Source organism: Pseudomonas sp. NFACC51, assembly GCF_900103575.1.
Lineage (GTDB): Bacteria > Pseudomonadota > Gammaproteobacteria > Pseudomonadales > Pseudomonadaceae > Aquipseudomonas > Aquipseudomonas fluorescens_Q.
Genome location: NZ_FMXH01000006.1, coordinates 66736 through 84055, shown reverse-complemented (window position 1 = coordinate 84055; position 17320 = coordinate 66736). Strand labels below are relative to the sequence as shown.

The 17320-nt window shown below is 62.1% G+C and carries 17 protein-coding genes and 1 pseudogene; 1 reads left to right on the top strand and 17 read right to left on the bottom strand.

Annotation, left to right across the window (positions count from 1 at the left end):
• Positions 1–27: 27 nt before the first annotated feature.
• Both BLT00_RS32495 and BLT00_RS13900 read right to left on the bottom strand, forming a co-directional pair.
• Positions 28–117 (bottom strand): annotated as a pseudogene (locus tag BLT00_RS32495) (VUT family protein); the annotation flags it as partial.
• Positions 118–345: 228 nt separating this feature from the next.
• Positions 346–1251 carry a LysR family transcriptional regulator gene (locus BLT00_RS13900; RefSeq protein WP_092146758.1) on the bottom strand — a complete coding sequence of 302 codons (906 nt, stop codon included), beginning with the start codon at positions 1249–1251 and terminating at the stop codon, positions 346–348.
• 221 nt (positions 1252–1472) lie between these two features.
• Between BLT00_RS13900 and BLT00_RS13895 the strand changes: the two genes are divergently transcribed.
• The gene (locus BLT00_RS13895) at positions 1473–2648 is read left to right on the top strand and encodes an MFS transporter (RefSeq protein WP_259332380.1); all 1176 of its coding nucleotides are present in this window, start codon (positions 1473–1475) and stop codon (positions 2646–2648) included.
• Between the two features lie 219 nt (positions 2649–2867).
• Here BLT00_RS13895 and gspM read toward each other — a convergent pair whose 3' ends face one another.
• From gspM to BLT00_RS13820, 15 genes are all read right to left on the bottom strand, one after another.
• Positions 2868–3314 carry a type II secretion system protein GspM gene (gspM, locus tag BLT00_RS13890; RefSeq protein ID WP_092146759.1) on the bottom strand — a complete coding sequence of 149 codons (447 nt, stop codon included), beginning with the start codon at positions 3312–3314 and terminating at the stop codon, positions 2868–2870.
• A complete protein-coding gene (gspL, locus tag BLT00_RS13885) occupies positions 3314–4417 on the bottom strand; it encodes a type II secretion system protein GspL (protein WP_092146761.1) in 1104 nt (367 codons plus the stop codon). The genes gspM and gspL overlap by 1 nt, the downstream gene beginning before the upstream one ends.
• The gene (locus BLT00_RS13880; RefSeq protein ID WP_092146763.1) at positions 4414–5262 is read right to left on the bottom strand and encodes a type II secretion system protein GspK; all 849 of its coding nucleotides are present in this window, start codon (positions 5260–5262) and stop codon (positions 4414–4416) included. The genes gspL and BLT00_RS13880 overlap by 4 nt, the downstream gene beginning before the upstream one ends.
• On the bottom strand, positions 5259–5792 hold the full coding sequence (locus BLT00_RS13875) for a type II secretion system protein GspJ (protein WP_092146765.1): 534 nt from the start codon (positions 5790–5792) through the stop codon (positions 5259–5261). The genes BLT00_RS13880 and BLT00_RS13875 overlap by 4 nt, the downstream gene beginning before the upstream one ends.
• Entirely contained in the window at positions 5785–6171 is a 387-nt protein-coding gene (gspI, locus tag BLT00_RS13870; protein ID WP_092146767.1) for a type II secretion system minor pseudopilin GspI, read from the bottom strand. Before gspI ends, BLT00_RS13875 begins: the two co-directional genes overlap by 8 nt.
• Complete coding sequence (gene gspH / locus BLT00_RS13865) at positions 6164–6631, bottom strand: type II secretion system minor pseudopilin GspH (protein ID WP_092146769.1); 468 nt, start codon at positions 6629–6631, stop codon at positions 6164–6166. The genes gspI and gspH overlap by 8 nt, the downstream gene beginning before the upstream one ends.
• 2 nt (positions 6632–6633) lie before the next feature.
• Positions 6634–7089, bottom strand: coding sequence for a type II secretion system major pseudopilin GspG (gene gspG, locus BLT00_RS13860; protein ID WP_092146771.1), 456 nt, complete (start codon positions 7087–7089; stop codon positions 6634–6636).
• 3 nt (positions 7090–7092) lie between these two features.
• The gene (gspF, locus tag BLT00_RS13855) at positions 7093–8301 is read right to left on the bottom strand and encodes a type II secretion system inner membrane protein GspF (protein ID WP_092146773.1); all 1209 of its coding nucleotides are present in this window, start codon (positions 8299–8301) and stop codon (positions 7093–7095) included.
• A gap of 4 nt (positions 8302–8305) precedes the next feature.
• The gene (gene gspE, locus BLT00_RS13850) at positions 8306–9778 is read right to left on the bottom strand and encodes a type II secretion system ATPase GspE (RefSeq protein ID WP_092146775.1); all 1473 of its coding nucleotides are present in this window, start codon (positions 9776–9778) and stop codon (positions 8306–8308) included.
• The gene (gspD, locus tag BLT00_RS13845; protein WP_175456238.1) at positions 9775–11697 is read right to left on the bottom strand and encodes a type II secretion system secretin GspD; all 1923 of its coding nucleotides are present in this window, start codon (positions 11695–11697) and stop codon (positions 9775–9777) included. Before gspD ends, gspE begins: the two co-directional genes overlap by 4 nt.
• Before the next feature lie 8 nt (positions 11698–11705).
• Positions 11706–12230: a type II secretion system protein N gene (locus tag BLT00_RS13840; RefSeq protein WP_092146778.1), complete on the bottom strand. Its 525-nt coding sequence runs from the start codon at positions 12228–12230 to the stop codon at positions 11706–11708.
• Entirely contained in the window at positions 12227–12772 is a 546-nt protein-coding gene (locus BLT00_RS13835) for a cytochrome b (protein WP_092146814.1), read from the bottom strand. Before BLT00_RS13835 ends, BLT00_RS13840 begins: the two co-directional genes overlap by 4 nt.
• A gap of 66 nt (positions 12773–12838) precedes the next feature.
• Positions 12839–14302, bottom strand: a complete 1464-nt coding sequence (gene gbpA / locus BLT00_RS13830; protein ID WP_092146780.1) for an N-acetylglucosamine-binding protein GbpA — start codon at positions 14300–14302, stop codon at positions 12839–12841.
• A 341-nt stretch (positions 14303–14643) separates the two neighbouring features.
• Positions 14644–15711 (bottom strand): uroporphyrinogen decarboxylase, encoded by a 1068-nt coding sequence (hemE, locus tag BLT00_RS13825; protein WP_063323298.1) that lies wholly within the window; start codon positions 15709–15711, stop codon positions 14644–14646.
• 187 nt (positions 15712–15898) lie between these two features.
• Positions 15899–17317, bottom strand: a complete 1419-nt coding sequence (locus BLT00_RS13820) for an FAD-dependent oxidoreductase (RefSeq protein ID WP_039592434.1) — start codon at positions 17315–17317, stop codon at positions 15899–15901.
• Positions 17318–17320: the final 3 nt, after the last annotated feature.

Here is a 17320-nt window from a genome sequence, read left to right as displayed (position 1 = left end):
GCTATGAGGCAATAGCCCATTGAGCTCTTATGCAGGCTGGGCACCGGTTACATACTTTCGAAACAACGCCCTGGCGCCGTAGGCGGGTAGTACATTAAAAACAGCAAAACACATTTTTCACCTAAGGCAATCGATACACCCGTGGCGAGGGAGCTTGCTCCCGCTGGGCCGGGAAGCGGCCCCAAAACCTGCCAGATGCGGAACATCAGACACACCGCACCCGCCGGTTTACGACTGCTTCGCAGCCGAGCGGGAGCAAGCTCCCTCGCCACAGGTCCATCACTTTTCTCATGACCAGCATTAGCCTTGCGGCGCCCCTTCACATATAGGCAAGTTTTTTATTCATCACGCCGATCTGTGGGTTTCTATATTTTCAGTCAACAACTCCACAAACCCCTTCGCCATCGGCGAACGCTGGTCCTTGCGCTGCACCAGCCACACCGCTGACACCGCCGCCGGATCGAGCAGCGGCCGGTAGACCACGCCATCGATTCGCATGCGTTGGTAAGACGCTGGCAAGACCGAAACGCCCAGGCCTGCCGCCACCAGGCCGATGATGGTCATGGCTTCGCCGGCTTCCTGGGCGAAGTGCGGGCTGAAGCCGGCGTCGCGGGCCAGGTTCAGGAGTTGCGCGTACAGGCCGCTGCCGTAGCTGCGCGGGAAGAACACGAACGGTTCCTGGGCCAACGCCGAGAGAAACAGGCCTTCTTCGTTGCCCTGGGCCAGCGGATGTTTGGCGCTGAGCACGGCCACCAGCGGTTCGCGGCTGAGTTCGATTTCCCTCAAGGCGTCGGGCAGTGGCAACGGCCGCATGATGCCCACCTCGATTACCTCGTCCACCAGCGCATCGGCCACTTGGGTGCTGCTCATTTCCCGCAGGTTCAGGTGCACCGCGGGAAAGCGCTGGCGGAACGAGAAGATCGCCTGGGGAATGGTGGAGTTGAACGGTGCCGAAGAGGTGAAGCCGATTTTCAGTTCTCCCAGTTCCCCCAGCTGGGCACGACGGGCTACGTCGGCGGCCTTATCGACCTGGACCAAAACCCGTCGCGCCTCCTCGAGAAACAGTCGACCGGCCTCGCTCAGCTCGACCCGACGATTGGTACGCTCGAACAACCGCGCCCCGATCTCCTGTTCCAGGGCCTGGATCTGCTGGCTCAAGGGTGGTTGGGAGATACCCAGGGCCAAGGCGGCGCGGCCGAAATGCAGTTCTTCGGCAACGGCGATGAAGTAACGCAGGTGGCGCAATTCCATGGGTGATCCAATAGGTCGTAAAACGTCTTAAACAGGTCGAACAATATATTGGATAGAAACGTTAGCCGGCTATATGCTTTTTTCAATGCCTGCCTGGCCGTGCTCGTTCGAGGTTCAACGTGAAAACTGCTGTCGCTCCACTGGCCCATGAAATCCCACCTCGTGTGCAAGATGAGGTCGTCGCCGAACTGAAGGACATCTACATCGAAAAAGGCACGCCCATGTTCATGCGCACGGTGCTGGCACTGTTCAGCGGCGGCTTTGCAACGTTCGCCCTGTTGTATTGCGTGCAACCGATGATGCCGCTGTTGTCCACGGAGTTCTCCATCAATGCGGCGCAGAGCAGCCTGATCCTGTCGGTCGCGACCGGCTTGCTCGCCATCGGCCTGTTGATTACCGGCCCGATTTCCGACCGCATTGGTCGCAAGCCAGTGATGGTCGCGGCGCTGTTCGCCGCATCGGTGTGCACGATCGCCAGTGCCATGATGCCGACCTGGCACGGCGTGCTGCTGCTACGCGCCCTGGTGGGGCTGTCTTTGAGCGGCTTGGCTGCAGTCGCGATGACCTACCTGAGCGAAGAAATCCATCCCAAGCACATTGGCCTGGCGATGGGGCTGTACATCGCCGGCAACGCCATCGGCGGGATGTGCGGGCGCCTGATCACCGGGGTCTTGATCGACTTTGTCAGCTGGCACACCGCGATGCTGGTGATCGGTGGCCTGGCCTTGATCGCGGCGGCGGTGTTCTGGAGGATTCTCCCCGAGTCGCGCAACTTCCGTCCTCGCTCGCTGCACCCGCGTAGCCTGCTGGACGGTTTCATCATGCACTTTCGCGACGCCGGCTTGCCGCTGCTGTTTCTCGAAGCCTTCGTCTTGATGGGCGCGTTCGTCACCCTGTTCAACTACATCGGTTACCGCCTGCTGGCCGAGCCTTATCACTTGGATCAGGCCTTTGTCGGGTTGCTGTCGGTGGTGTACCTGTCGGGCATCTACAGCTCGGCAAAAATCGGCGCACTGGCGGACAAACTCGGCCGACGCAAAATGCTCTGGGCGACCATCGCGCTGATGCTGGCCGGCCTCGCGCTGACCATGGCCACGCCGTTGTGGTTGGTCGTGCTGGGCATGCTGGTGTTCACCTTCGGCTTCTTCGGCGCCCACTCGGTCGCCAGCAGTTGGATCGGCCGCCGCGCCCTCAAAGCCAAGGGCCAGGCGTCGTCGCTTTACCTGTTCAGCTATTACGCCGGATCGAGTGTCGCAGGTACGGCGGGCGGCGTGGCCTGGCACTTGGGCGGGTGGAACGGTGTCGGTCTGTTCATCGGCACCTTGCTGGTGGTGGCGTTGCTGGTGGCGGTGAAACTGGCGAAGTTACCGTTGTTGCCGGGGAATGTTCAGGTTTAGCCATCACGAGTTCACGACCCAAACCAGGGACAGAGCGAATACTTTGTGGCGAGGGAGCTTGCTCCCGCTGGGTGGCGCAGCCACCCCAGAACCAGACGCCGCGGAGCAACAGGTGAACCCTGCAAACCGCTTTACGACTGCTGCGCAGTCGAGCGGGAGCAAGCTCCCTCGCCACAAAAACCCCATGCTTCAGGCCAAAATGGCTGTGTACTCGATCGCTCATTGACGCAACACCACCCGCGCCTCCAACACACTATTACGTGCTTCCAGAGTCAACGACTGCAGCGTCGCGCCCTCCCGCTCTTGTTGATCCAGCCACTGGAGCAATTGATTGGCATCGCCACTGACGGCCAGTCGCAACGAATCGCCATCGACCTCCATTTCAGCTATTTCCAACCCCGTCGCGGCCGCACTATCATTGACGCGCACCGACAAGGGCCGTGTGGCGGTGGTTAGATCCCGGGCGGGCTCGGCGCGCTGGATTCGTGCGTGCAGCTCGGCCTGTTGGCGGTACTGTCGCTCGGCGACATCCAGCCGTTGCCGGACAGGTTGCCAGATCGATGTGTAGACCACGACCACCAGCAGCAGCCCGACAAGGCCCAGCAACAATTGTTGCTCACGGCGTGACAGCCTCCCCCAGGCCAGTATCAAGCTATTGAAGTTCATCAACTGTTCTCCAGGGTGAGGATGGCCTGCACGCGGTTGTTCTGCTTGCTGGCGCTGCCGAGGGTGACGGGCAGTCCGGTTTGCTGCCCCCGCTCGCGCAGTTGCTCAAGCTCGACGAAACTGGTGGCGGTGAGCTGGATTTTCCAACCTTCGTCTTCACGAAAATCGATGCGCTGCACTTCGACGCTGCTCGCACCAATGACCTGCTCCGTCAGACGGACCAGACGAGCGACCTGTGTGTCCTGGCTTCGCCCGCGATGACTTTGCAACGCCTGGAACTGCGCCGCCAGGTCGACGATCCGGGTTTGCTCGGGATACAGCGACCTGAATCGCTGCTCGCCCTGGGCATACAGATGACGGCTTTCGCTTTCAAGAAATCGTATGCGGCCCTCGCTGAATGCCCAGGTGAGCAATAGCAATCCCAACGCAGTAACCGCCACACCACGCCACGGCAGCGGCTGGCGACGTCGACGGAACTCACCCTGCATCAGGTCGATGGGATGTCCGCCAGCGCAGAGCAGCCACTCATCGATGCCTTCACGATCGCGTCCCTCGTCCAGCCAGTGAATCTCTTCGGGCAGGTCCGGCTTGAGCGTTGCCAGGGCCCGGGCCGACAGCGACACTCGCGCCGGTAATGCCCCGCCCAACAGCCAGCGACCGAACCAACGCACCGCAAAAGCCTTGTCATGGGGAAGCAGGTCCGCGTCGACATGCATCGCCCGTACATCGACGCCTTGCGCAGCCAGCAGCGCCAGCAGTGCCTGGAACCGGCCTCGCTCGGTCACCATCAGCGGGTAGCGCTGCTGTCGGTCCCGCGCGCCAACGCTGATGTGCAACGCCTCCAGATTTTCACTCAGTTGTTCTTCGATGGCGAATGCGAGGGCCTGGGGTCGCGGCTGGCGTCCAGAGGGCCACGGATCGCTGCGCAGCCAACTGCACATTTCCATCGGCAACAGCACATCGACGACTCGCCCATTCAACTCGCGGGCGGCTTCATGCAAGGGCAGGCTGCGTCGTTCGCCCGTGGGCGACCACACGCAACACGGCCAGTTGACGCAAGGCTCATCCATGCCGTCGGCTGTCAGGTAAAGCCAGGTTTTCATCTCAGGGACTCGCTGGGGCTGATGGGTAAAAAACGACGCTGAGCCACCGTCCAGCGTCCGCTAACGGGGTCGCGCTCGATGTCCGAGGCCAGGCGCAGACGGCTATCGGCACGGGTCACGCTCACGGTGATTCGGAACCAGCGGCTGCTCACGCCCAGGCCATGGCTGCCGATGCCCACCCCGGATAAAAGCGGGTCATTGGTGAAGGCCTGCACACTGGCGTATGGCTGATGGCGACGCTGGTTGATCAACACCTTGGCCACCTCATCCTCCATGCCGTCCAGGCTCATCAACACTGGCAGCGGCGCGGTATTGATATTCACCAGGGCGTCCCTGGGCAACACCACCACCCAAGGCTCCAGGCGCCGCAGCGTCTGACCGTCGATGCCCGGCAACAGGCGCAGTTGACTCAACTCCTGCACCGAGCCGACCTGGGGCAATGACAGCGCGGGTAGCTCCAGCAACGCCAACAATCGCCTCCAACGACCGAGGGTAACTTGATCGGTCTGGCCCTGAGCCAGCAGCGCATTAAGGTTCAGGCGCCCGGACAAATCCTCGATATCGATGTGAACCTCGGCGTCCTCCATCTCGAATGCAGGTTTGAGCCGAGCCCAATCCTGGCTCAGGTCTACCGGCCCGGACGAAGTTATCGCGCTACCTTCCAACACCGCCTGCGCCCAGGCTTCAGCGGCCAGCCCCAATTGACGCAGTTGGACGTGCTGCAACTGCTGAGCGCTGCTCTGCAACAACAGGCGATGACTGCGCAGCATGCCAGCGGTGAAAAGCAGCGCCAGGCTCAGGACCAACAACACACTGATCAGCGCCACGCCTCGTTGCCGGCTCACGGCAACGCCCCCGGCAACAACAGCACGCGGCGGATCTGCTGGAAACGCCCCGTGGAAATCACCAGCTCCAACGCCAGTGGCGCGTTGCCGCGCACGGTTTCGTCATGCCAGCCTCGTTGCGCATCGAATACACGCCAGCTCAGGCTGCGTACGTCCTCGAGCAATTTCTGCTGTTGCACGATGACCGGCCCTTCACCGCGACTGTCGCGCCACAACACCGCTGCCTCGAGTCGATAGTTCACCGTTTGCCGCTCGCTGCGTGGCTGGTCCAGCGGATTGGGCCAATGGCTACGCTGCAATTGCAGGCGCCCTGACGCGAGCACGGTGGAACCAGCAACGGCCTGCCACACATCCCGTTCGATCACCCCCACCGCACGCTGTAAGGCCCTGACTTCGCGCTCATGCTGGCCGGCGCCCTGCTGGGTACGCACCACGCCGTCGAACAGGCGCCAACTGGCCAGGCCGAGCAAGGCAAAAATGGCGATGGCAATCACCAGCTCCAACAAGGTGAAGCCCGATTGTCTATTCATGACGGTCGCGGACCCATCCCGTGGTGCGGTGCACGACTGCTGGGCTGCTGGCCCGGCTGACCTGGATCTCGACCCGGAGCAGACGCGGGTCGCGGGCCGCGGCGACACGCTGTTGCAAAATCCAATCGCGCTGATCCAGGTGCCGGGCCAGGCGCTGTTGGCCCAGTGGCGTAGCGGCTTGCAGACGGAGCTCGCTGAGCTGGTTGTCCGCCAGCCAGGCGCCGAACAGACGGTCCTCAAGCCCGGCGCTTTGCTTGAGCACGAACTGACTGGCCGACAGCACCGCAGCCGCCAACGTGGCGAAAATCGCCAGCGCGACCATGACTTCCAACAAGGTGAACCCCTGGCAATCGGCGGCCAGCCTGCGAGCGTCAGCCATCGATCAGCGGCTGCGCCAAGCCGTCACTCACGACCTGGGAAATCGTCTGGCCAGCAACTTTGATGAGCAACCTGAACGGACTGATCTCGTCACTGCTGAGCATCAGCAACTGTGGTGGACCTCGGGCATCATCGAGCGCCACGGCATGGCCGTCCTGCTCCAACCCAAGCGTCAGGCTTTCAGGCAGCCGTTGCGACGCCGACACCGCTGTCCACCCCTGAGACTCGAGTCGCAACGCCTGATAGCCGCGAGGCTGTACACGTACCCCATATTCCAGCCCATCCAATACCGCGCGTTCGCGCAACTGCTGCACCACGCGGATGAAGTCCTGGGCTTGCTGCCGGGCCTCACGCGTCGGGCTCGGGCCGATAGCCAGGCTGACCATGCCCATCACGCTCCCGATCAACACAATGACGACCATCAGTTCCAGCAAGGTGAAACCCCGAGAATCACGGCTCATGTTCACTCAGCCCAATTGCCGATGTCGGCAGCAAAGCCCTCGCCGCCCAGCAGGCCGTCGGCACCCAGCGAGTACAGGTCGTAACCGCCATCGAGCGCCTTGAGGCCAGGATTGAGGTACTGATAGGGCGTGCCCCAAGGGTCGACCGGCTGGCTCTTCAGATACCCCTGGGGGTTCCAGTTTTTCGCGGCTGGCGTACCGGAAGGACGCTTGCTCAACGCCTCCAGGCCCTGCTGGGTCGAAGGATATTGAGCATTGTCGAGACGGTACATTTCCAGGGCCGTGGCAATCGCCTGGATATCAGTGCGCGCGGCCGTGACCTTGGCCTGGTCAGGCCGGCTCATAAACTGCGGCACGACGATGGCGCCGAGGATGCCGATAATGACCACCACCACCATGATTTCGATCAGGGTGAAACCACGCTGGGGGCGTACCGGTCGGTTGTTTTGAAGTGTCATGGGTCAATTCACCAATTGGTTGAGGCTCAAGATAGGAAGCAGAATGGCCATGACGATCAGCAGCACGACGCCGCCCATCAGCACCAACATGGCCGGTTCGAAAAGGCTCACCACCAGCGCGATGCGTGCCGCGAGGCTGGCCTCTTGTTGTTCGGCGGCGCGGGCCAACATGCTGTCGAGTTCGCCAGCTCGTTCACCGCTGGCGATCATGTGCAGCATCAGCGGCGGGATATCCCCGCCCAGTTCCAGGCCACGGGTCAGGGTGCCGCCCTCGCGGACCGAACGGGCCACGTCGGCCATGCGTGCGCGAATGGTCAGGTTGCCGATCACCTGGGCGGCGATGTGCAAGGCCTCCACCAGCGGCACCGCGCTTTTGCTCAGGATCGCCAAGGTGCTGGCGAAACGGGCCGCTTCCATTGCCCGCAGCACCTCGCCCAACAACGGCAACCTGAGCAACAAGCGGTGCCAACGCAGGCGCCACGCCGGTTGGCGCAGGCTCCAGCGCCACAGCCCGAGCAGCCCGGCCAGGGCCCCGAGCAACAGCAGACCGTAGCGACGCAAGCCGTCGCTCATCGCAATCAGCGCCTGAGTCAGCCAAGGCAACGGCTGGCCACTGTCGACGAAAATCTTCACCACATCCGGCACCACGTAGCCCAGCAGGAACGCGACAATCGCGACGCAGGCCAGCATCAGAATCAGTGGGTACACCAACGCCAGTTGAATGCGCTGGCGCGACGCCTGGCGCGCCTGGGTGTAGGTCGCCAATTGCTCCAGCACCTGGCCCAAGTGGCCGGATTGCTCGCCGGCGGCAACGGTGGCGCAGAACAGCTCGGGAAACGCCTGGGGAAAGGCCCTCAGGGCCGTCGCCAATGCGTGGCCTTCCATCACCCGGCTGCGCACCGCCGCCAGCAGGTGGGCGACACGGCGCTTCTGGCTCTGTTGCGCCACCGCTCCCAGGGATTCTTCGAGGGGCAGGCCGGCCTGGATCAAGGTGGACAACTGCAACGTCAGCAATGCCAGATCTGCCGGGCTCAACCACGTTCCGGCGTGCCACCCACCCAGGGTTCGCGGTTCCTTCGCTGCAAGCAGTTCGCTGGGCAGCAAGCCGCGCTCGCGCAGCAACTGGCGAGCATGGCGCGGGCTGTCGGCTTCCACACGGCCCTTGCAGCGGCGGCCCTGGGCGTCCTCGGCCCGATAGTCGAAGGTCGGCATGGTGCTAATCCTCCTGGGTAATGCGCAGCAGTTCGTCGACGCTGGTCAGGCCTTCCAGCACCCGCTGGCGACCGTCCTGAAACAGGCTGCGGGAGGTCTTGCGCGCCTCGGCGGCCAGCGCCTGCTCGGTGGCGCCCTGATGAATCAGTTGCGACAGGGCGGCGCTGACATTCACCAACTCATAGATACCAAAACGTCCGCGATAACCCTTCTGGCATTGCTCGCAGCCCTGGGCCTTGAACAACCGGGGCGCGGCACCGGCATCGAGGCCCAGGCGCCGACACGTAGCGGCGTCGGCCACATAAGGCGTCTTGCAGGACGGGCACAAGGCCCGCAACAAGCGCTGGGCGACGATGCCGGCCAGGGACGACGCCAGCAGATACGCATCCACGCCCATGTCCACCAGCCGCGTGACCGCGCCGACGGCGGTATTGGTGTGCAGGGTCGAGAGCACCAGGTGGCCCGTCAGCGACGCCTGGACGGCGATTTCGGCGGTCTCGCGGTCGCGTATCTCGCCGACCATCACCACGTCCGGGTCCTGGCGCAAAATAGCCCGCAAACCACGGGCGAATGTCATGTCGACCTTCGGGTTGACCGGCATCTGGCCGATGCCCGGCAGGTGATATTCGATGGGGTCTTCGACGGTGAGGATGTTGCGACTCTGGTCGTTGATGCTGCTCAAGGCCGCGTACAGGCTGGTGGTCTTGCCCGAACCCGTGGGACCGGTCACCAACACGATGCCGTGGGGTTTGCCGAGCAATAGCCGCAGGTCGGCGAGGGTGTCGTCGGGCAGGCCCAGGCGATGCAGATCCAAACGCCCGGCCTGCTTGTCGAGCAAGCGCAACACCACGCGCTCGCCATGGGCCGAAGGCAACGTGGAGACCCGTACATCGACTTCATGGCCGGCCAGGCGCAAGGCCATTCTCCCATCCTGGGGTACGCGCTTTTCGGCGATGTCCAAACGGGCCATGACCTTGATCCGCGACACCAGCAGGTTCGCCAGTTCCCGGCGCGGGCGCAGCATTTCCTGCAACTGCCCGTCGATGCGCATGCGCACCGACAGGTATTGCTCGAACGTTTCCAGGTGCACGTCCGAGGCCTGTTCGCGGACTGCCTCGCTGAGCAGCGCGTTGATCAGCCGGATAATCGGCGCATCACCTTGTTGCTCCAGCAAGTCGGTAGTCTGCGGCATTTGGTCGGCCAGGCTGAGCAGGTCCAGCTCTTCGTCCAGGCCCTGGGCCACCTGCTCGGCGGCACTCTGGCCCTGGCGATAGACGCTGGCCAGGCGCGCGGCGAACAGCGTCGGTTCCAGCACCTGGATGGGCAAATCCCGCCCGCACAGGCGCCGCACTTCGGCCACGGCGGTCAGGGGCGTGTCGCCGCGCATCACCAGGCTCAAGGTCGGCCCCTCGCCTTCGAGCAGCACACCGAAACGTCTGGCGAAACCAAAGGGCAACGGGGCCTGCGGTTCAGTCACAAGGCCCCCGCACGCTGTTGCGAATCGGCCGCTGATGCATCCTTGGATGAGTCGAACAACTGGCGGGCATCCCGGGGCAAGAGCAGCGAGTTGTTTTTCCGCGAGCCGGGTTTGCTCAGCTCCCGGAGCGCGTCGTAGCGCTGGCGACTCACATCGGCCAGGTCTTCGCTGCTGCGCACGATGGTCGGGCGCAGGAACACCATCAAGTTGCTTTTGGTCTGGGTGTCGCGGTTCCAGCGAAACAACGCGCCCAAGTAGGGAATACTGCGCAGCAGCGGCACACCGCTTTGCTGGCTGCGGACACTGTCGCGGATCAGGCCGCCGATCACGATGATCTCGCCATCGTCCGCCAGGATCGTGCTCTTCAAGGCGCGCTTGTTGGTGATCAGATCGGAGGAATCGACTCCGGAAACAGACGGTGCGATGTCCGAAACTTCCTGCTCGACTTCAAGACGCAAGGTCGAGCCTTCGTTGATGTAAGGCTTGACCTTGAGGCTGATGCCGACGTCCTTGCGCTCCACGGTGGTGAACGGATTGTCCGCACCGTTGCCGCTGGTGGCATAGGAACCCGTTTTGAACGGGACGTTCTGGCCCACGATGATTTCCGCTTCCTGGTTATCCAGGGTGAGCAGGCTGGGGGTGGAAAGCAGGTTGCTGTGAGTATCGCTCGCCAGCGCCGAAACCAGCGCACTGAAGCGGTCACCGCCCAGCCGCAGGAATGCGCCTTCAGTCTTTTTATCCAGCTTATTGAAGTCCAGGCCGACGATCGGAATGTCAGTTCCCGGGAAATTGATGCCACCTGTCGCGCTGCCGCTCTTGAGTCCCCACTGCACCCCCAGCGCTTCGGAAATATCTCCGCTCACCTCGACGATGGCCGCATGAATGAGCACCTGGGCCCGGGGTTGGTCCAGCTCCCGGACGATGTTCTCGATGATACGGACCTGGGCCGGCTCGGCGATCAGGACCAAGGCATTCTGGCTTTCATCGGCCTTGATCCTGAAGGGGCTGGCCCCCGCGGTTTCCCGTTGGCCAGCGAGGACCGGCGTGGTTTTCCTATCCTGCCCGACACCTTCCAGGACCTCGGCCAACTGTTTGGCATCGCTGTGACGCAGACGGATGACCCGCGCGTTGTCCTGGGAAGCTGCTGCCGGCACGTCCAGGGTCCGGGCCAGGTCGACCAGGCGTTGACGCACCGCTGGCGCGCCGATGATCACCAGCCGGTTGCTGCGGGCATCGGCGATCACCACGCCCGCCGTTTCCCCCTCGCGCTTGCCGCCGGAGGCTTCCACGAGTGGGGCGATGTCCCCGGCCTGGGCGTGCTTCAAGCGCACCACCACGTGATTGCGGTTGCGTCCTGAATCCAACCGTTGCACCACGCCGGCGATACGCTGGACGTTGGCCGCCGTGTCGGTGACCACCAAGGCGTTGGACGAGACCGAAGGGCCGACGTAACCATTGGCCGATACCAAGGGGCGGATCAGCCCGGCGACGTCGGCAGCGACACTCGATTGCAGGTCGAGGACCCGGGTGATGAACTGCGACGGTGTGGCGCTTTGTTCGTCGGCGATACCGGCACGCGTCTTGGCATCGCTGACCGGGGTGATCAGGATCCGCTCGCCTTCGTCGATCACGGTGAAGTTGTGTGCATCGAGTACCGAATAGAACAACCGACGTACCCCCTCGCGGTCCAGCGCTTGACGGGACATGACCGTAATGCGCCCTGACACCCGGGGATCGAGCACCACGGTCTTGCCCAGGATCGCCGAGAATTCCTCGACCACGTCGCGCAGTTCCGCGTTGTTCATCGCCAGTTGCCACTGGGCCTCCTCGGCTCGCAGCGAAACGGGAAACGTCAGTGGACACACCACTGCAAGGCCGAACAGGACGCGTGCTACACGGCCCCGGATAAAGCTGTTCATGAATTCGATCACTCTGATTGCCCGGCCACCGGGCGTAGGTATTGCGTGGAAACAAGCGTGGCATGGTGCCCGTCTTCGGGGGTCAATCGGCGCAGCAAGGGCTTGGCGTCTTGTTGCAGGGAAAGGCGCTCTTCACGTCCGTTGCGCCACAACGTCACATGGCCGGCTTCGACCCGACGCAGCACGCTGCCACCGGGCAAGCGCTCACCCACCTGGTAAATGCGCGGGCCGGCGGCGTCCGCCAACAATGCCCGCGACAAACCTTGGCCGGCGACAAAACTGGCCTGCAACGTAATCGGTTCGGCGCTTGGCGCCTGGGCACCTTCAGGCGCCAGGCCAAGCACGGTCGCCACGGCTTGCACGTTGGGCCGGTCACGAACCGGAACCATCGGCGGGTCCGCCGGCACCGGCACATCACGACCCAAACCCTGGTGAAAGCGCCACTCTTGTCCGGCCAGCAATATCCCGTAAAGCAGCGGCACGAGCACCAGCAGCAGCCTCGGCAGGCGGCGGCCAAGGAAAGACAGGCTCACCTTTGCGCTCTCCGGCTCATCGCGCCAGTTGGCTTGGCGAAAGACATGCGTCGTACCACCCTGCGCCCGGAAAACTCATGCCAGAGCACCGCGCACAGGTGCAGCGCAATCAGCATCGAAAGCACCACGCAAGACAGGCTATGGAGGGTGTTGGCCAGTTCGATCAGCGCCGGATCAGCCAATGGTTGAGGAAAGCGAACAAGGCCGAAGACACTGATGGTGCTTTTCATCATCAGTACGCCGGTCACCAGCACGACGCTGATGGTCAGGTAGATCAGCGCATGCACCACCAAGGCCAGCTTCTTGTTCAATGAAAGCGCTGCCCCACGGGGCTCCAGCTCACAAAAAAACAGCCAGGCCCGCCACACGAAAAACGGAATGAACAGCGTGGTCAACGACACATTGAGTGAGCCGATCCAGTGTTCGGTCGAAGCTGACACCGGGTTGAAAGCCACATAAAAACCGGACACCAACGTCCATAAAATAATCACCGCCGACAGCCAGTGCAGCAGCACCCGTCGCTTGGAATAATTGGAATGCATCATCGCGCCCTCGCTTGAAGGCTTCAGGCAACCCGGTGGGCCGCCTGAAGCCATGCCTGTCAGGACTTACAGCTTGTCCCAGGCGCTTTGCCAGGAGGCACCGACACCCGGTTCAAAACCGTTCGAGGTCGGGCTGTACTGCTTGCAGTAGCCGGACGCCGGGAACGGCTTGCACTCGAAGACTTCGTCAGTCTTGGGCTGCAGCACTTTCGTGCCGGCGGTGTAGTCACTGATGCCTTCAGGGAACACGAAGTCGTACTCGATGCCGGCGCCCTCACCGGTCAGGGTGACGGTCTGGGTCTCCTGGCGCGTGGTACGCCCATCTTCGGTGGTGCCCACCAGCGTCAGGGTGTGGGCGCCCGGGGCGCTGCGCACGTCCAGGCTCAGGCCGGTACTGCCTTCACCCACGGCCTGGCTGACGGTACCGACCTGCTTGTTCTTCTCATCGAACAGTGCGGCTTCGAGGTTCATTCGGCGGTTTGTCTGCGCGGTGAACGCCATGCTGACCCGACCTTTATCGAGCACGTACTCTGGCTGCAGGGAAGAAATTTCCATGCTGGCGCTGGCGTCTTCCTGCATGTCCAACTGCACTTGATAGCCAGTCACACCGCTTTCTTTCTGGGCGTACAGCCTGTTGGTACCTTTGACCGGCGCGATATTGCCGTCTTCACCACGAATACCGGCACGAATCAGGGCATGGGTGTTAATGGCTTCGGCCAGTTTGAACGACCAATTCTCAGGCTTGCCTTCTTCAGCGTTGTCGATACTGATTTCTACGCTGTACTCAGCATTTTCGCCGGTGGCGGAGAATGCACGGGCCTTGACCTTGTCACCCGCCAGCAACGGAGTCGATGGCGTAATGCTGCCCACCGGCAACCAGCCGCCCGGCAATGCGGCTTCGGCGAGAATGTTCACATCCACCGGGTTGTAGAACGCGTTATCCGTATCGCCCACTGTCCAGACGGCGAGGATGACGTGATGACCCGATTTACTGTCAGGAATGACGCAGTTGTGCGGGGCACCGCTTACCGGAATTTGATGACCGCCATCCACCGTACAGAACGGCGTGCTGTCGAACGAGGAGCGCTTGAGCGCTTGGTTCGGCTTCCAACCGTCGCGGGTAATGAAGTATTCGTGTTTGCTCGTCCGGTGCGCTGCGTCGTATTTCCATTGGAAGGTAATGTTGCGGTCCCTGATTTCGGTCAGATGCCAGCGCGAAGCCGATTGCGCATCAAGAGCGGAGAAGTTGGCGTTGCCGCCGCTGGCGATCTTGCCGTCGATAGGGCCTTGCAGCGGCCCACCACCGGCTCCATTCGGGAAGCCCTTGAAGGTCTCGCCGGTACTATGCGGCTCGTATTGCGCGCCACCGCAGTTTAGGTTGACACCTTTCTGGCACAACAGCGCACGAGAAGGCGGCACTTCGACGAAACCATGTGCATGCACACCTTGGGACGCCACCATGGCCGACAACAGCACTAACGACGAAGCACACCCCGTTAATACATTGCCCTTATTGAAGTTATTTTTCATATAAGTTCCAGACTACTCATCGAGATTGAAAAGACGAATCACCGTCATCTTGAAAGGCGCGCCGGATCGTTCAGCGCCAGACCTAACAAGCGCCGAACCTTATAGAAAGTTGAACAGTTCCTATGTAGGAAAAATCTCTCAAAATAGAAGGAATGATCTCTGAAGCTATTTCTCTTACATAGCTTGAGAAACTTCTTACGAACAGAAATAACTATCAAACAAAAACAAACAGACACATCAGACAAAACAACTGACGCCTTGCATTTAATAGATAAAAAAACAGGCGAAAAAAAGCCTGTCCGGCACGGGTCCGGACAGGCTGGGTTGACGCTGGAAAACGATTACTGGTGGTACTGCGCCGACAACTCGTGCACCGCCCGCAGGAAAGCACCGGCGTGTTCCGGGTCGACTTCCGGGGTGATGCCATGGCCGAGGTTGAACACATGGCCACTGCCGCTGCCGTAGCTGGCCAGGATGCGCCCGACTTCTGCGCGGATGGCTTCAGGCTTGGCGTAAAGCACGGTCGGGTCCATGTTGCCTTGCAGGGCAACCTTGTGACCGACACGCTCGCGGGCGTTGCCAATGTCGCAGGTCCAGTCCAGGCCCAGGGCGTCGGCGCCGGCATCGGCGATGCTTTCCAGCCACAGGCCGCCGTTCTTGGTGAACAGGATCACCGGGACTTTACGACCCTCGTGCTCGCGGATCAGGCCACTGACGATCTTGCGCATGTAGGCCAGGGAGAATTCCTGGTACGCCGCCGCCGACAGGTTGCCGCCCCAGGTATCGAAGATCTGCACCGCTTGTGCACCGGCCAGGATCTGCCCGTTGAGGTAGGACGTGACCGACTGGGCCAGCTTGTCCAGCAGCAGGTGCATGGCTTGCGGATTGTCGTAGAGCATCGCCTTGGTCTTGCGGAAGTCCTTCGACGAGCCGCCTTCGACCATGTAGGTGGCCAGGGTCCATGGGCTGCCGGAGAAACCGATCAGCGGCACGCGACCGTTGAGCTCACGGCGAATAGTGCTGACCGCGTCCATGACGTAGCCCAGGTCTTTCTGCGGATCGGGAATCGGCAAGGCCTCGATGTCGGCCAGGGTGCTGACGACTTTCTTGAAGCGCGGGCCTTCGCCGGTCTCGAAGTACAAGCCTTGGCCCATGGCATCGGGAATGGTCAGGATGTCGGAGAACAGGATGGCCGCGTCCAGCTGCGGATAGCGATCCAGCGGCTGCATCGTCACTTCGCAGGCGAACTGTGGGTTCATGCACAGGCTCATGAAGTCACCGGCCTTGGCGCGGCTGGCGCGGTACTCCGGCAGGTAGCGACCAGCCTGGCGCATCATCCACACCGGGGTGACGTCAACGGGTTGCTTGAGCAGGGCGCGAAGGAAACGGTCGTTCTTCAGGGCAGTCATGTCGGCATCCGGAAAAAAAGTGCGGGCATTTTCTCAGAGCGCGACGCAAAAGGCACGGCAAGAGCCGTGCCTTTTATCTATCGGGGCAATTTGTCGCATAGAAGCAGCTGCAAGCTATCAGCTACAAGCCTCAAGCTCATCTGCTTCGAACTTGTGGCTTGCAGCTTAAAGCTCGCAGCTGGCGTCGTCAGACGCCCAGATAATCCAGAATCCCTTCCGCCGCATTGCGGCCTTCGAAGATCGCCGTTACCACCAGGTCGGAACCACGGACCATGTCGCCACCGGCGAAGATCTTCGGGTTGCTGGTCTGGTGCTTGTACTGGCCCTGCTCCGGAGCCACCACGCGGCCCTGGCTGTCGGTCTGGATGCTGAACTGCTCGAACCACGGCGCCGGGCTTGGGCGGAAGCCGAAGGCGATGACCACGGCGTCGGCCGGGATGATCTCTTCGGAACCGGGGATCGGCTCGGGACTGCGGCGGCCACGGGCGTCCGGCTCGCCGAGACGGGTCTCGACCACCTTCACGCCTTCGACCTTGTCTTCGCCGACAATGGCGATCGGCTGGCGGTTGTAGAGGAACTTCACGCCTTCTTCCTTGGCGTTCTTCACCTCTTTGCGCGAGCCGGGCATGTTGGCTTCGTCACGGCGGTAGGCGCAGGTCACCGACTTGGCGCCCTGGCGGATCGAGGTGCGGTTGCAGTCCATCGCCGTGTCGCCACCACCCAGCACCACCACCTTCTTGCCTTTCATGTCGACGAAATCTTCCGGCGACTTTTCAAAGCCCAGGTTGCGGTTGACGTTGGCGATCAGGAAATCCAAGGCATCGTACACGCCCGGCAAGTCCTCACCGGCAAAGCCGCCCTTCATGTAGGTGTAGGTGCCCATGCCCATGAAGACCGCATCGTATTCTTCGAGCAGTTGCTCCATGGTCACGTCCTTGCCCACCTCGGTGTTCAGGCGGAACTCGATGCCCATGCCGGTGAAGACTTCGCGACGATTGCTCAGCACGGTCTTTTCCAGCTTGAACTCGGGGATGCCAAAGGTCAGCAGGCCGCCGATTTCCGGGTTCTTGTCGAACACCACCGGGGTCACGCCGCCACGCACCAGCACGTCGGCACAGCCCAGGCCCGCCGGGCCGGCACCGATGATCGCCACGCGCTTGCCGGTCGGCTTGACCTTGGACATGTCCGGACGCCAGCCCATGGCGAACGCGGTGTCGGTGATGTATTTCTCCACCGAACCGATGGTCACCGCGCCAAAACCGTCGTTGAGGGTGCACGCCCCTTCGCACAGGCGATCCTGCGGGCACACCCGGCCGCAGACTTCCGGCAGGGTGTTGGTCTGGTGGGACAGCTCGGCGGCCTGGAGGATGTTGCCCTCGGCCACCAGTTTCAACCAGTTGGGAATGAAGTTGTGCACCGGGCACTTCCATTCGCAGTACGGGTTACCGCAACCCAGGCAGCGGTGGGCCTGGTCGGCCGACTGCTGGGGTTTGAAAGGCTCGTAGATTTCCACGAACTCTTTCTTGCGTTGACGCAACAGTTTCTTCTTCGGATCCTTGCGCCCGACATCGATGAACTGGAAGTCGTTATTCAGACGTTCAGCCATTGT

Excerpts from the sequence above, each read along its gene's own strand:
- BLT00_RS13900 (WP_092146758.1), bottom strand. The coding sequence starts at position 1,251 with ATGGAATTGCGCCACCTGCGTTACTTCATCGCCGTTGCCGAAGAACTG.
- BLT00_RS13895 (WP_259332380.1), top strand. The coding sequence starts at position 1,473 with ATGTTCATGCGCACGGTGCTGGCACTGTTCAGCGGCGGCTTTGCAACG.
- gspM (WP_092146759.1), bottom strand. The coding sequence starts at position 3,314 with ATGAACTTCAATAGCTTGATACTGGCCTGGGGGAGGCTGTCACGCCGT.
- gspL (WP_092146761.1), bottom strand. The coding sequence starts at position 4,417 with ATGAAAACCTGGCTTTACCTGACAGCCGACGGCATGGATGAGCCTTGC.
- BLT00_RS13875 (WP_092146765.1), bottom strand. The coding sequence starts at position 5,792 with ATGAATAGACAATCGGGCTTCACCTTGTTGGAGCTGGTGATTGCCATC.
- gspI (WP_092146767.1), bottom strand. The coding sequence starts at position 6,171 with ATGGCTGACGCTCGCAGGCTGGCCGCCGATTGCCAGGGGTTCACCTTG.
- gspH (WP_092146769.1), bottom strand. The coding sequence starts at position 6,631 with ATGAGCCGTGATTCTCGGGGTTTCACCTTGCTGGAACTGATGGTCGTC.
- gspG (WP_092146771.1), bottom strand. The coding sequence starts at position 7,089 with ATGACACTTCAAAACAACCGACCGGTACGCCCCCAGCGTGGTTTCACC.
- gspF (WP_092146773.1), bottom strand. The coding sequence starts at position 8,301 with ATGCCGACCTTCGACTATCGGGCCGAGGACGCCCAGGGCCGCCGCTGC.
- gspD (WP_175456238.1), bottom strand. The coding sequence starts at position 11,697 with ATGAACAGCTTTATCCGGGGCCGTGTAGCACGCGTCCTGTTCGGCCTT.
- BLT00_RS13835 (WP_092146814.1), bottom strand. The coding sequence starts at position 12,772 with ATGCATTCCAATTATTCCAAGCGACGGGTGCTGCTGCACTGGCTGTCG.
- gbpA (WP_092146780.1), bottom strand. The coding sequence starts at position 14,302 with ATGAAAAATAACTTCAATAAGGGCAATGTATTAACGGGGTGTGCTTCG.
- hemE (WP_063323298.1), bottom strand. The coding sequence starts at position 15,711 with ATGACTGCCCTGAAGAACGACCGTTTCCTTCGCGCCCTGCTCAAGCAA.
- BLT00_RS13820 (WP_039592434.1), bottom strand. The coding sequence starts at position 17,317 with ATGGCTGAACGTCTGAATAACGACTTCCAGTTCATCGATGTCGGGCGC.